Here is a 14,730-nt window from a genome sequence, read left to right on the forward strand (position 1 = left end):
TTGAGCCGATGGAGGGACTCGAACCCACGACCTGCTGATTACAAATCAGCTGCTCTAGCCAACTGAGCTACACCGGCGACTCATTTTTCGAGTGCAAATATAACACGCTTTTTCAGTCTTACAACTGATTTCGCGTGTTTTTTTTGCTTTATTTTAATTACAAGTTGTTAATTTTTCCAACTAACTGACCTGCAATGTTTTCTAATTTTAAAAAAACGCCTTTAAAATGAGCTTTTTTATTTTCAACCCCTTTTGCGTTGATGTCAACGATCAATTCGTCGAATCCTGTTAAGGCTTCTTCGATCAAAGCAGCTGTTTCTTCTGTAGGTCCTCCTACTGTCAATTCATGAATATAAATTGCCTCAATGATATCGCCTAATACTTGGTGAACATCTTTTTTTAATCCTCTTACGCTTGCCATAATAATTTATTTAAATTTTAAACAAAAGTACAATTATCTTTACTATATCGGCGGTCTAATCGATATATATTTCTAACAATGTTGCTTGACCAACTGCAACTAGTTTATTTACTGATGCGGGAATTAACACGGTTTCACCTTGTTTAATTCCACATGTCAATTCGTTAATTTGAAGCTCACATGCCCCTTCTGTACACACATAAAGGTAAAAGCGATCTAATGGCTTCGCTATTTGATATCGCTGCGTTAAAGGGATGTAATTGACAGTAAAAAATGGACAAGAAACCAATGGATTGGCATAATCTGCATTTTCAGTATAGGAAAGTGCCACTTGTTTCTTTTCGTAGTTAATGGCTTTTAGTGCCAAATCTACGTGTAGTTCTCTGGTTTGTCCTTCGCTATCGACACGATCCCAATCGTAAACACGATAGGTAATATCTGAAGTTTGTTGAATTTCAGCGAGTAAAACTCCTGCTCCAATGGCGTGAACCGTTCCAGTTTGAATAAAAAAAGCATCTCCTTTTTTTACTGGAATTTCATTTAATATCTCAGGGAGTGTTTTGCTATTCAAGTGCTGCAAATAATCCTCTTGGGTTACCCCTGCTTTAAAGTCTACAACCACTCTTGCCCCAGGATCAGCTTGCATTACATACCACATTTCGGTTTTCCCCAAAGAATTATGTCGCGTTTTTGCTAGTTCATCATTGGGATGTAACTGAATAGAAAGATCCTCTTTGGCATCTAAAAACTTAAATAACAAAGGAAATTGATATCCAAATGTCTGAACGATATAAGAACCTAAGATATCTTCTGGATAGGCTTTAATCAATTCTTCTAAGCTTTGTCCTTTATATGTGCCATTGGAAACTAGGCTGACATTTTCCGGAACATTAGAAATTTCCCAGCTTTCTCCAATTGAATCAGAAATTTGCTGTTTACCTAAAACAGTATGTAATTTCCTTCCCCCCCAAATTCTATCTTTCAGGATGGGTTCAAACATCATTGGATATTGTATAAAACTCATAGGCTTAACTTCTTCCTCATTTCGCAATAGTCCATCAGCGGGATTACTGCCTAAAACAAGACGCAAATGTACAACTTTTAATGGATTCTATGCATGTTAAATCCCCTCCCCTTTAAAAGTTACAAAGTTTCTAGTGGTTTCGTATAAAACAACCTCCAAATCATTGTCTTTTGCAATAAAAGGTCTTAATTTTTGCCAAATCACTACAGCTATATGTTCCGCAGTAGGGATTAGATTTTTGAATTCTATAACATCTAAGTTCAGATTTTTGTGATCAAAAGCCTCTTCAATTTCTGACTTTATTAAATCTGACAGTATTTTTAAGTCCATAACAAACCCAGTTTCTGGGTCAACTTCACCTGTAATATGGACAATCAATTCGTAATTGTGTCCATGAAAATTAGGGTTGTTACATTTGCCAAACACAGCCTGATTCTTCTCGTCAGACCAATCTGGACGATGCAATCGATGTGCGGCATTAAAATGTGCTTTTCGGCTAACTGTTAATCTCATGCTGTTTTAAATTTTATGTGCTTCAATATGCGGGTAAAATTCAGCGAATATAATTTTAAACCAAGCGGTATACATTTGTGGATTGACTTCCATATCCTTTTTTATTGCCTCAATTTCCATCCACTTCCATGCTTCAACCTCTTCTGGATTTATATTAGGATCTTCATTGTAATATCCCACCATCACATGATCAAATTCATGCTCAGTTAATCCGTTGTCAAATGGTGCTTTATAGATAAAATGGAACACCTCTTTCAGGGCTACTTCAAACCCCATTTCCTCGTTTAAACGGCGCTTTCCTGCTTGAATATTCGTTTCTCCTACTCTTTGGTGACTACAACAAGTGTTTGCCCACAACAAAGGTGAATGATACTTCTCCGCTGCGCGTTGTTGAAGCATGATCTCATTTTTATCATTTAAAATAAATACTGAGAATGCTCTGTGCAACAAAGCTTTTTCATGTGCTTCTTGTTTGCCCATGGTACCTACCGGCTCATCTTGTTCATTAACTAAAATCACTTGCTCTTCAATCATACCTAGTGTTACATTTATTTTACTTCCAAAAGTACAAAAAACAAAATAGGAAACCAATGCCAGCATGGAGTTTAAAAATGCTCTGACTCTAGCCCGTATTCACCTTAAAGATATTGGTGCTTTTTACAGTAGACCCAAGCAATTTAGTTATCTTTGACTTTTTATTCGATTCATGGAAAGATTAATCAAACTAATTTGGGATTTTCGAGGTCCTGACGCTGAAAAAATAGCCGAGCACCACGTGATTCACCTGCGTGAATTTGTCGCTATCGAGCAACTCCCTCTAACGATTATGGACAAACAAGTCATCAATGAGGTGCATAGTATTGCGTATCTTGTTGTCAATGATCAACAAATGCGAGAAGTAAGAGATGCTTTAAAACCACATCGCGGTGAACTTTACGAAGTAAAATAAGAATATCCTATGCTATAAAAAAATCCCTTTTGCTGCGCAAAAGGGATTTTTTTATAGTGAATAACGAATTACTTCTTCAGTATTTCCAATGCTTTTTCTAACACTTCATCTTTTTCTTGTATAATTCCTTGTATCGTTGGTTGAACAACAACATCTGGCACAATACCAATACGTTGCGTTTCCGTACCATCAGGATAATAAACACCAATACCCGAAATCGCAGTTCTCAATCCCCCAGGGAGATGGAACTGAGCCATATCTCCATCTGCCCCTGCAGTTGTACTCCCAACAATTGTGGTGTTTTTTCCTGCTTTCAATGCCATAGCCGTATATTCTGCCTGACTTTGAGAATATTCATTAATCAACACGATCACTTTGCCTTTATACGTTTCCGCTTCATTTGGAATTTCCACCAACTGCGTAAAAGTGAATACTCCAGGATTGTTGACATCCGCTACCGTAAATTTAGCAAATGGCGTTGATTCATCCACAAACCACCTTCCTAGGTCAAACGCAACAAAAGCAGAAGGGTAGTTTCGGATATCTATAACTATTCCTTTGGTATCTTTCAATTGCTGTTTTATTTCTAGTATATCTTCGGTTTGAATATTCGCTAAGGTTATATAGCCAATATTGTCATCTAACAATTTGAAACTCCTTTGTTTTTCATCCACTTTATACCAATGATATCGATTTAACTCTTCTTGGGGATACAACACAAGATCCATTTGCTTTGTCTTCCCTGCTTTTTGATAGGTGATCAAGAGGGAAGTATTGGGAGAACACAGGGCATTTTCTGCTATATCCCTCAAGCGAGCAGCCTCATTTGAAGCAGGATAATATGGGCGTAAACGGTTGACCATTGAAGCAATCGTTTCTCCATTAATATGCGTGATCACATCGCCTAAACTTAACTTTGCTGCTTCGGCTAATTCGAGATTATAGTAATCAACAACCACCAATTGATCTTCGACAAAACTCACCTTAAACGGAGCAAAATAATTTCCACGAGCTTCAGCAAATTTATCACCTCCACCCCATAGATTAGCGTGTGTATCTTGAATCTCTCCAATAAGCTGAATAGCTGCAAGTTCGTATTCCAATTCACTTTTCGCTTCCAAAAACACAGGTATATATTCTTTCAATACCTCTTCCCAATTTTTATCTGTTATATGCTTATTTGGAAAAAAATATTCGATCATATTCCAATACTTATACACTGCTAACAGTCTAAAACCACTGTCTGGATAAGGCATGGTAGCGTAGAGGTCCTCATGGTCAAAACGAGGACTTCCCACAAGGTGTTCAAGCGCTATATAATAGTGTTTCTCTTGATTTCTATTCTCATACACTTGCTGCAATTCGCGTTGTAACTCCTGCGACATCCCCAATTGCTTCATCCATGAAAAATCAGGTTGCAATACAGTATCTTTTGTCACAGCTTCACAAGTTCCACAAGGCGCAAGAGTTCCATACTTCCTTATCCATTGCAGGAGAACCCCGTCTCTTTCTTCCTTGCTTTTTACTTTTAAATAAGCGGGAAGCACGCGAAACAACTCATAATCCCAATTGTAATTTCCTTTGGCTACTTCAGGGTGATGGTATTTCAAAAATCCCCATATTTTACCCAACAGTTCTAAATTGGCAACTGTTTCAGTTGTTGGACTGGGTATAGCAATCGCTGATCCTGCATCAAATTCTTTATCTAATTCCGCAGGCAAAGGCGCTCTGACAAAAACTTCAAGGGTAGGATCATCCAATGCTTTTCCATCGATAGTCACTTGCAAATTATCCAACCACATTTTTCCTTTACCCACTAACAGCCCTCCAATATACACTCCCTCTGTCTTTGCGGGATCCAAAGGCAAGGTAATTTCATACTTCTGCCAATCCACAGTTCCCATTACTCCTCTATCGTCCATATTATCAAAGGCCAACATAGGATCAATGCGCATCCACAAGCCTGCAAATCCTTCTGTCACATGTTCTGTTTTGATATAACCAGACAAATGGATACTATCTCCCTTAAAATTCTGAGGCAAGACTAAAGCCAATGCTTTATATCCTGCTTCAGTACCTGTATTTTCAATTACTACGGAATACTTTCCGCTTTGCACGTGAACAGAATCAGCATATATCGCATACTCACTATCCCCCATATCAATCCACTGTATAGGATAGCCTGCTTTAACCTGTTCAAAATCCAAATCTAATTTTTGCCCTTCAAGTTGTTGAGAAAATCCCATCAATGAAAACAAAAAAGCAAGAAGCATAGTTATTATTTTATATAGCAAACTCATACTGTATATTTTTGCTTAAAACTAGCTCTTAAAAAATGAACAAACTTGTAAAAATGGAAACTACTTAAATAGTCAACCAAATATTTTCTGCTTCCAGACTCGTTCTATCAAAAAAATCCTTAGGATTATACCCTGTCAGTTTTTTGAATTCTTTGATTAAATGGGATTGATCAAAAAACAAATGATTATGTGTCAATTGGGTTAATGTTTGATCAGGTTGATCTTGAAAGCTCTGTATGGTATTTCTGAATCGGGCGATTTTTTTATAATCAGAAGCATTCTTTCCTACTCTTTTTTTCAAATACTTGGACACATATTGCCGCGATATTCCAAGGTTTTTTGCGATATCTTCAATAGCATATCCACCATCTAATTGCCTTAAAAGCTCCATCAACAACTGATCTTCTTTTCTTTTAAATCGCTTCAACAAATAATCTTCAATTAGCTCTTTAATACAGGTTGTTTGATTGACAATACGCTCCATATCGCTTTTGAATGTTGTATGCGATTGAAAATCATCAACCATTTCCGAATTAAAACAACCAATATCATCAAAAAACTGCTGTAGTCCAAAGGGTTTAAAATATAAGGTCAATTCCTTTACCTTATCTATATAGTTAATTTCTAGCGGTTGTGTATAATTGTAGGTCAAACTCAAAACCGATTTCCCTTCTGCTTTGGAAATGTATACTTTATTTCCTTCTTGCCGAAACGCAGCATGATGTAAATAAGTCAGTATAAGATAATTCGTTGGAAAGGTTAAATACCTTCTTGGAAAGACTGTATGTTCATCTAAGAGATAATACCCCTCAATATATTCCTTCAGTACAGGACTCACTGGTCTATTAAATTTAAAAGCAATATTCAAAATACAGGTAAAACTATTGATAATTAGACATACATATTTTAGTGGTAGAAACCAGCGAAGTAATAAAACACACTAAAACATTGATTTTAAGCTAAAATATAAAAACAAACGTTATCAATACCTCTATTTTAATTTTTTCAACCGTTCTTCTCTCGTCTCTTTCTCTTATACACTTTCATCTAGATCCATTAAATAAAAAAATCCAGAGAGCGATTGCTCTCTGGATGGTATTTTTCTATATCTCAAGGACTTTTTCTTATGATAAAAATCAGCGGTTAGTTAGCTTCTTTGGTAATAAATTGAATTCGCATTAATCGCAATTCATCCGTATCATATTCACCATCAAACTCTGTCATGGCCGTTTTGATATTATCTGATTCCGAATCCATAAAGTAATCGTAGATTTCTTCCTGTTGATCTTCATCCAATACTTCATCTAACCAATAGTCAATATTCAGTTTTGTTCCAGAATACACGATTTGCTCCATTTCTTTTAATAAGGCATCCATATCGAGTCCTTTAGCTTTGGCAATATCATCCAAAGACAATTTGCGATCAACACTCTGAATAATATACAACTTCAAGGCAGAATTAGCTCCTGTAGATTTGACCACTAAATCATCGGGTCTGATGATGTCGTTTTCCTCCACATAATTTTGAATTACATCGACGAAGTCTTTCCCAAATTTCTTAGCCTTTCCATCGCTTACCCCAATAATATTAGCCATTTCTTCCAATGTAATAGGGTATTTCAAACACATTTCTTCCAACGATGGATCTTGAAAAACTACAAAAGGAGGTACTCCCGCTTTTTTGGCTACTTTTTTGCGCAAATCTTTCAACAGATTAATCAAGACTTGATCAATCACTGCTTCAGCTCTTGGTGCATCGCTTTCTACTAAGGCATCTCCTTCTGTATATTCGTGATCTTCTGTCATCATAAACGAAACAGGATGCTCAATAAAGCGTTCTCCAGCTTCTGTGACTTTTAAAACACCATAGGTTTCAATGTCTTTTTTCAGATAACCAGCAACATTCGCTTGTCTAATCAAGGCTAACCAAAAGCGTTCATCTTGATGCTTACCACTACCAAAAAAGGGCTGAGCATCTGTTTTATTTACTTTTAAAAGAGCATTCAACTTACCTAAAAGTACGAATACAATTTCTTTTGTTTTATATACTTGTTTTGTTTCAGCAATGATCTTCAACACCTGTTGAAGTTCGTCTTTAGCTTCACTTTTTTTCTTCGGATTGCGAACATTGTCATCCATATCCGCCCCTTCTCCGTGTACTTCGTCAAATTCCTCGCCAAAATAATGGAGTAAAAACTTGCGTCTTGACATGGATGTTTCGGCATAGGCCACAACCTCTTGCAACAAGGCAATTCCTATTTCTTGTTCAGCGATAGGTTTTCCTGCCATAAATTTCTCCAGCTTTTCGATATCTTTATACGAGTAATAGGCCAAACAATATCCTTCTCCACCATCTCTACCTGCTCTACCTGTTTCTTGGTAATAGCTTTCAAGTGATTTGGGAATATCGTGATGAATAACATAACGCACATCTGGTTTGTCAATTCCCATTCCAAACGCAATGGTAGCTACTACCACATCGACATCTTCCATCAGGAACATATCTTGGTGTTTAGCTCTTGTCTTTGCATCCAATCCCGCATGATAAGGTACCGCACTAATCCCATTTACTTGGAGTACATTGGCGATTTCCTCTACTTTCTTGCGACTCAAACAGTAGATAACCCCCGATTTTCCTTTGCGTTGTTTGATAAAGCGAATAATATCACTTTCAATGTTTTTTGTTTTGGGTTTTATCTCGTAGTATAGGTTGGGTCTATTAAACGAAGCTTTAAAAACATTGGCATTGGGAATTTCTAAGTTTTTTAAAATATCTTCTTGAACTTTTGGCGTTGCCGTAGCAGTTAAGCCAATAATGGGAATATCACCTAGTTGTCGGATAATATTCCTCAAATTTCTGTATTCGGGTCTAAAATCGTGTCCCCATTCAGAGATACAATGCGCCTCATCAATGGCGACAAATGACAGTTCCACTTCTTGTAAGAAGTTGACATATTCTTCTTTTGTCAATGATTCTGGGGCAACGTATAACAATTTTGTTATGCCTTTTTTAATATCGTCTTTAACCTGATTCACTTCAGTTTTGGTTAAAGAAGAATTTAAAACATGGGCAATTCCTTGCTCTGTTGACAAGCTACGAATAGCGTCTACTTGATTTTTCATCAGGGCAATCAACGGAGAAACAACAATGGCAGTCCCGCCTAAAACCAACGCAGGCAATTGATAGCAAAGTGATTTACCACCACCTGTAGGCATGATCACAAATGTGTTGTGTCCAGAGATTATGCTTTTCACCACGTCTTCTTGGAGACCCTTAAACTGGGAAAAGCCAAAAAATCTCTTTAACTCTTTGTGCAAGTCAATTTCAATTGATTTCATTATTTTTGTATGGTATTTTACATAAATTTGCAGTACCTAAAGATAAACATTTTCTTTGGTGCAATCCTAATATTTAACATTCTCGTCATTTTGAATACATCTACAACTATATTACAACGCGCAAAACAGACTTTACTGTCTGAAAGTGAAAGCATTAAAAAGCTAATTGATTACTTAACTGAAGACTTCACGGTGGCTGTACAAACCCTTTTGGCTTGTAAAGGTCGTGTCGTTGTTACAGGGATTGGTAAAAGTGCGTTAATCGGAAGCAAAATTGTCGCTACCTTCAACTCTACTGGAACACCTGCACTTTTTATGCATGCATCTGAAGCTGTTCACGGCGATTTAGGGTTGCTTCAACCCGATGATTGTGTTATTTGTATCTCTAATAGCGGAAATAGCCCCGAGATCAAAGTACTAACTCCTTTACTCAAGCGTTTTGGCAATACCCTTATTGCTATAACTGCGAATGAAAATTCGTTTCTCGGCAAAAATGCAGACTGTGTTTTACTGTCAAAAGTAGATCGCGAATCAGATCCAAACAATTTAGCACCAATGGACAGTACAACGGCTCAATTAGTTTTAGGCGATGCTTTAGCCGCATGCTTAATTGAATGTAGAAATTTCACAGCCAATGATTTTGCCCTATATCACCCAGGAGGTGCTTTAGGTAAAAAATTACTCTTGTTGGTACAGGATATCCTCAACAGTGAAAATAAACCCATCGTAGCTCCTGATTCATCGATCAAGGATGTTATTGTAGAAATTTCTCAAAAACGCCTAGGCGTAACAGCTGTAATTGATAATAATATCTTAATTGGCATAATTACAGATGGCGATTTACGTAGAATGTTACAAAATAATACTAGCTTTGAAGCCATTCAAGCAAAAGATATTATGAGTATTCATCCCAAAACGATTGAATCCGATCAGTTGGTTTCTAAGGCATTATCGATACTAGAAGACAATTCGATTACCCAATTAATCGTTACTAAACAGGGGGAATACCAAGGTATCATTCATTTACACGACATTTTAAAAGAAGGAATAGTATAACAAATGGCAAAACAGAAAAACTCAGAAAAGGCAATGTCCTTTTTAGACCATTTAGAAGAATTGAGATGGCTTTTAATCCGCGCTTCTGTCTTTATTTTAGGAGGTGGTATCATCGCATTCTTTTTTAGAGATTTCATTTTTAACAAAATAATTTTCGGTCCTAAAAACAGTGATTTTGTAACGTATCAATTCTTTTGTAAAATCGCGCAATACTTTAATTTCGACGATAGTTTTTGTCAACAAGAACTTCCGTTTGAAATTCAAAACAGAACCATGGACGGTCAATTTTCTGTCATGATGTGGACGTGTATAACTGCCGGCTTTATCATTTCAGTGCCCTTTATTTTATGGGAAATTTGGAAATTTATCAGTCCTGCACTATACAAAAAAGAGAAAAAATACGCGAAGCTTTTTATTGTAGTTTCCTCTTTCTTATTCTTTTTAGGGGTGTTATTTGGTTATTATGTTATTACTCCGCTATCCATCAATTTCTTAGTTAACTTACAGGTTAGTGATGTGGTAAAGAATGACATTGATATCAACTCATATATTGGATTAGTCAAAACCACTTCAATCGCCTGTGGTCTAATTTTCGAGCTACCCATCATCATGTATTTTTTATCTGTATTAGGATTGGTGACTCCACAATTCTTGAGAGAATACAGAAAATACGCCATTGTATTAATTTTAATTCTGGCCGCTATTATTACCCCTCCGGATGTGATTAGCCAGATTATAGTATCCATCCCCTTATTAATTCTGTATGAAATTAGTATTTATATCTCTAAATTTGTTCAGAAGAACCCTAAAACAGAAGTTTTAGTACAAAACAAAAAGGACTAGTCATGAAATTAAGAGCAGACAATATTGTCAAGATATACAAGAAGAGAAAAGTCGTAAAAGGTGTTTCTGTTGAAGTAAATCAAGGAGAGATTGTGGGGTTATTAGGCCCTAATGGAGCGGGAAAAACAACTTCATTTTACATGATTGTTGGGTTGGTAAAACCTAACTTAGGTCATATTTATTTAGACAATATGGACATCACCAATTTCCCTATGTATAAACGTGGACAACACGGCATTGGTTATCTAGCGCAAGAGCCTTCCGTATTTAGAAAACTTAGTATTGAAGACAATATTTTAAGTGTACTGCAACTGACCAAGCTTTCTAAACAAGAACAAGTAGCGAAAATGGAATCGCTAATTGCCGAATTCAACCTAGAACACATTCGCACCAATCGTGGAGATTTACTATCAGGGGGGGAACGTCGAAGAACAGAAATTGCCCGTGCCTTGGCAACGGATCCAAAATTTATTTTACTCGATGAGCCTTTTGCTGGAGTTGACCCTGTTGCTGTTGAGGATATTCAACGTATTGTAGCCAAATTAAAAAATAAAAATATTGGTATTTTAATTACCGACCACAATGTACAAGAAACACTCGCTATTACAGACAAAACCTACTTAATGTTTGAAGGAGGTATTTTGAAAGCAGGAATTCCAGAAGAACTTGCCGAAGATGAGATGGTAAGAAAAGTATATTTAGGTCAAAACTTCGAATTACGTAAAAAGAAATTAGATTTTGATTAGAATAAAGATTAAAAAACTAATAGTAGTAGCCTTTTGCTTTTATTTGTAAAATATTGCTACTTTTACTTTTATTCAACTTAACAAAGTTCTATTTTTGCAAAAAAATTAACAATGAAATTAAGAAGCTTATTTGTAGTATTACTTATTTCTACTACTGTTTTTTTCACTTCTTGTGCCTCAAGAGAATCGATGGTTTACTATCAAAATATAGAGGATGTATTAGCCAAGAATAATACCGTAGATCGATTTGAAACGTATCTACAGCCTGACGATTTATTAATGATTATTGTTTCTGCCCAAGATAAAGAGGCGGCTGAACCATTCAATTTAATGAATACCATGCTTACCAATTTGAACAATCCTGCTGGTATGGGATCTGCTCAACAACAGCTTTACTTGGTAGACAATAAGGGTAACATCGAATTTCCTGTTTTGGGTACGATAAACATCAGTGGATTAACTAAAAAACAAGCCATTGATTATCTAACGGCAGAAATTAGCAAGTATATTGTTCGCCCTATCGTCAATATGCGTATCATGAACTACAAAATTACAGTGCAAGGAGAGGTAAATCGACCTGGGATTCATACCGTGGTAAGCGAGCGCTTAACATTATCAGATGCGATAGCTCTTTCTGGAGATTTAACTGTTTATGGAAAAAGAGATAATATTCTTGTCATCCGCGAAGTCGAAGGCAAACGCATCCCTTATCGTGTAGATATGACTAAGGCTGATTTTATGACGTCTCCTTACTACTATTTGAATCAAAATGATATTGTCTATGTTGAACCTAACAAAACAAAAGTAAATTCTTCTGTTGTTGGTCCTAACTTAACGGTGGGTATCTCGGCTTTATCTCTATTAATAACCATAATTTCGATTGCAACTAGATAAAAAAAATGGAAGGAAATTTTGACAATAGCGAAAACGTTAGTGTAAATATTCGCGAAGAACTAGAGAAGTATCTCATCCACTGGAGATGGTTTGTTGTAAGTATATTTCTTACACTTATACTGGGGTTTATCTACCTTCGTTATACAGAAAAAACCTATAAGGTTAATACAACCATTGTAGTTAAAGACGAAAAAAGAGGTGGTGGTATTTCTACCGAACTTTCTGCATTTGCAGATTTAGGTTTATTATCAGGAGGAAAGAGTAATCTTGAAAACGAAACACAGATTTTGTCTTCTCGTACTTTAGCTGAAAGAACCGTACGTCGTTTGCAATTGAATATTTCTTATATCAATGAAGGCCGTTTAATCAATAGTGAGTTATACAACAACAGTCCAATAGATTTTAACTTTATTGAACGCGTTTTCGATTTTGACAACATTACGTATACCTTTTACGTAAAAGATATTACAGAAACTTCATTCACTCTGTTGGACCTAGAGAAGGTAAAGCTAGGAACATTTGAATACAACACGCCTATTGAAACCGTTTTAGGAAAATTAATTGTTACTCGAAATGCGCCAAAACCTGTAGCTACTTTACACAAATTAAAAATAGAAAAAGAGGAAGATAAAGAAGAGATTAACAACATTATTGTTGAAATACAATCTATCGAAAGAGTAACGGATTACTTTGTAAAAAACGTACAAATTGCACCTACAGATAAGTTTTCAAGTATCCTTGACTTATCTTTACTAAGTCCTACTCCCGCTAAAGCTATTGATTATTTGGATAATTTAGTTACCATCTACAATGATGGTGCTATTGCAGACAAGCGTTATATTTCAGAAAAGACATCTGAGTTTATTGATAGTCGCTTAAAACTTATTACAGATGAATTAAGCGATGTAGAGAAAACTGTAGAAGGCTATAAAGCTAGAAATAGCATTACGGATATTCCTACTGAATTAGGTCTATTCTTGCAGAATGCCAATGTATACGACAAACAAATCATTGAAAACGAAACAGAATTAAAAGTAGTTTCGTCTTTAATTGAGTTCTTAAAAAACAGCAAGCAAAACGAGCTTCTACCCAATCTGATTTCATCTGACGCTAACGTAAATACGCAGATTAATCAGTACAATATGGTTGTTTTAGAACGTAATCGAATCAGCACAAGTTCTACTGATTTGAACCCGGCGGTAGTCAAATACGACGATCAAATTGCAGCGTTGAAAGCTTCGGTATCGGGAAGTTTAGTCCGTTTAGAAAGCTCTTTAAAAATCACCAAAAAAGAGTTAGAAGGCAAAGAAAATGAATTGCGTTCTAAATTATCTCAAGTTCCTAGACAAGAACGAGAATTTAGAATTATTGATAGACAACAAAAAGTAAAAGAGGCAATCTACCTTTACTTGTTCCAAAAAAGAGAAGAAACGGCTATTGCATTAGCAGCAACTGATCTTAACGCCAAAGTAATTGATACAGCACAAAGTTCAGAAAAACCAGTTTCGCCTAAAAAGATGATTGTTTTACTGGCAGCTCTTATTTTAGGAGGGTTAATTCCTTTTGTTGTGATATACTTACGTCTATTACTCGATACAAAAGTGAAGAATCGCATCGATATTGAAAATAATACGAATGTACCATTCTTAGGTGATATTCCGCATTCGGATGACAATGAGAACATCATCGATTTATCGAGTCGTTCAAGTTCGGCAGAAGCTTTGCGTATTATACGTACTAACCTAGAATTTATGCTAGGAAATGTACCAGAAGGAAAGGCAAAAACAATTTTCTTAACTTCTACTTTCCCTAAAGAGGGAAAAACATTTACCTCAGTAAATCTAGCTGCTACGATAGCACTCTCAGGAAAACGAACCCTTTTAATTGGTATGGACTTGCGTAATCCTCGATTAGATGATTACTTAACCTTACCATCAAAAGGAGTTTCTGATTACCTCTTGAGAAAAAATGTCGACATTGATCAATTCATTGTTAAAATTGATGGATATGAGAATCTTTTTGCCTTGCCTGCAGGAACGATTCCACCAAATCCAGCTGAATTATTAATGGGGGATGCAATAGGTAATATGTTTACGAAATTAAAGTCCGAGTACGATTATATTATTGTCGATACTGCACCAGTTAGTTTGGTAACGGACACCCTATTAATCAGTAAGTTCTCTGATACATTCATTTATGTAACAAGAGCGAACTACTTAGATAAACGCATGTTAAAACTACCAACGGATTTACACCGTGAAGGTAAATTGAAAAACATGTCTATTATCCTAAATGACACCATTACAATGAAAGGATATGGAGGTTATGGTTACGGTTATGGTTACGGTTATGGTTATGGACATGATGTTCAACAAGATAATCGCCCGTGGTGGAAAAAACTATTAAACTTAAAATAACAAGATAAAACCCAAAGGGCTGACATAGGATTATGTCAGCCCTTTTTTTACCAATATTACTTTTTTAGTCTAACAAAAATAACAATAAAGCAATTTTACTTATGCATATTAGAAACTTAACAATTCTACTGTTATATCACTGAATTAGCACGTTTTTCTCAATGCTTATGATTATATTTGCTTGTATATTACAAAGTTTTAGACTCAACACATACAACAATTATATTG

Annotated in this window: 13 protein-coding genes and 1 tRNA gene; 6 read left to right on the plus strand and 8 right to left on the minus strand. The window is 35.8% G+C overall.

The genetic code is table 11. The annotated features are described in order from the left end of the window. Positions 1 to 3 precede the first annotated feature (3 nt). The 5 genes from ACPDHL_RS06540 to idi all read right to left on the minus strand — a co-directional run bounded on the left by ACPDHL_RS06540 (position 4) and on the right by idi (position 2,492). A tRNA-Thr gene (locus tag ACPDHL_RS06540) sits at positions 4 to 77 on the minus strand. A gap of 80 nt (positions 78 to 157) precedes the next feature. Then, a complete protein-coding gene (locus ACPDHL_RS06545; protein ID WP_430531988.1) occupies positions 158 to 421 on the minus strand; it encodes a hypothetical protein in 264 nt (87 codons plus the stop codon). Positions 422 to 476: 55 nt separating this feature from the next. Continuing rightward, positions 477 to 1,445 (minus strand): type I phosphomannose isomerase catalytic subunit, encoded by a 969-nt coding sequence (locus ACPDHL_RS06550; protein ID WP_430532064.1) that lies wholly within the window; start codon positions 1,443 to 1,445, stop codon positions 477 to 479. Positions 1,446 to 1,541: 96 nt separating this feature from the next. Continuing rightward, entirely contained in the window at positions 1,542 to 1,958 is a 417-nt protein-coding gene (locus ACPDHL_RS06555) for a 6-pyruvoyl trahydropterin synthase family protein (protein WP_430531989.1), read from the minus strand. 6 nt (positions 1,959 to 1,964) lie between these two features. Then, complete coding sequence (gene idi, locus ACPDHL_RS06560; protein WP_430531990.1) at positions 1,965 to 2,492, minus strand: isopentenyl-diphosphate Delta-isomerase; 528 nt, start codon at positions 2,490 to 2,492, stop codon at positions 1,965 to 1,967. 172 nt (positions 2,493 to 2,664) lie between these two features. On the opposite strand from idi, the gene ACPDHL_RS06565 reads away from it, so the two are divergent. Next, positions 2,665 to 2,907, plus strand: a complete 243-nt coding sequence (locus tag ACPDHL_RS06565) for a hypothetical protein (protein WP_430531991.1) — start codon at positions 2,665 to 2,667, stop codon at positions 2,905 to 2,907. A 68-nt stretch (positions 2,908 to 2,975) separates the two neighbouring features. Here the strand turns inward: ACPDHL_RS06565 and ACPDHL_RS06570 are convergent, their stop codons facing one another. The 3 genes from ACPDHL_RS06570 to ACPDHL_RS06580 all read right to left on the minus strand — a co-directional run bounded on the left by ACPDHL_RS06570 (position 2,976) and on the right by ACPDHL_RS06580 (position 8,546). Then, entirely contained in the window at positions 2,976 to 5,207 is a 2,232-nt protein-coding gene (locus tag ACPDHL_RS06570) for a S41 family peptidase (RefSeq protein ID WP_430531992.1), read from the minus strand. Between the two features lie 64 nt (positions 5,208 to 5,271). Further along, a complete protein-coding gene (locus ACPDHL_RS06575) occupies positions 5,272 to 6,045 on the minus strand; it encodes a helix-turn-helix domain-containing protein (protein WP_430531993.1) in 774 nt (257 codons plus the stop codon). Positions 6,046 to 6,350: 305 nt separating this feature from the next. After that, positions 6,351 to 8,546 carry a RecQ family ATP-dependent DNA helicase gene (locus tag ACPDHL_RS06580; protein WP_430531994.1) on the minus strand — a complete coding sequence of 732 codons (2,196 nt, stop codon included), beginning with the start codon at positions 8,544 to 8,546 and terminating at the stop codon, positions 6,351 to 6,353. A gap of 90 nt (positions 8,547 to 8,636) precedes the next feature. Here ACPDHL_RS06580 and ACPDHL_RS06585 point away from each other — a divergent pair, with 90 nt between their 5' ends. The 5 genes from ACPDHL_RS06585 (at position 8,637) to ACPDHL_RS06605 (ending at position 14,502) form a co-directional block, all read left to right on the plus strand. Further along, complete coding sequence (locus ACPDHL_RS06585; RefSeq protein ID WP_430531995.1) at positions 8,637 to 9,602, plus strand: KpsF/GutQ family sugar-phosphate isomerase; 966 nt, start codon at positions 8,637 to 8,639, stop codon at positions 9,600 to 9,602. A 3-nt stretch (positions 9,603 to 9,605) separates the two neighbouring features. Further along, on the plus strand, positions 9,606 to 10,445 hold the full coding sequence (gene tatC, locus ACPDHL_RS06590) for a twin-arginine translocase subunit TatC (RefSeq protein ID WP_430531996.1): 840 nt from the start codon (positions 9,606 to 9,608) through the stop codon (positions 10,443 to 10,445). Between the two features lie 2 nt (positions 10,446 to 10,447). Further along, positions 10,448 to 11,191, plus strand: coding sequence for an LPS export ABC transporter ATP-binding protein (gene lptB, locus ACPDHL_RS06595; protein ID WP_430531997.1), 744 nt, complete (start codon positions 10,448 to 10,450; stop codon positions 11,189 to 11,191). 111 nt (positions 11,192 to 11,302) lie between these two features. Continuing rightward, positions 11,303 to 12,085 carry a polysaccharide biosynthesis/export family protein gene (locus ACPDHL_RS06600; protein WP_430531998.1) on the plus strand — a complete coding sequence of 261 codons (783 nt, stop codon included), beginning with the start codon at positions 11,303 to 11,305 and terminating at the stop codon, positions 12,083 to 12,085. 5 nt (positions 12,086 to 12,090) lie between these two features. Beyond that, positions 12,091 to 14,502, plus strand: a complete 2,412-nt coding sequence (locus tag ACPDHL_RS06605; protein WP_430531999.1) for a GumC family protein — start codon at positions 12,091 to 12,093, stop codon at positions 14,500 to 14,502. The last annotated feature ends 228 nt before the right edge of the window (positions 14,503 to 14,730 follow it).

The organism is Myroides sp. C15-4 (genome assembly GCF_050522745.1).
Taxonomy (GTDB): Bacteria; Bacteroidota; Bacteroidia; order Flavobacteriales; family Flavobacteriaceae; genus Flavobacterium.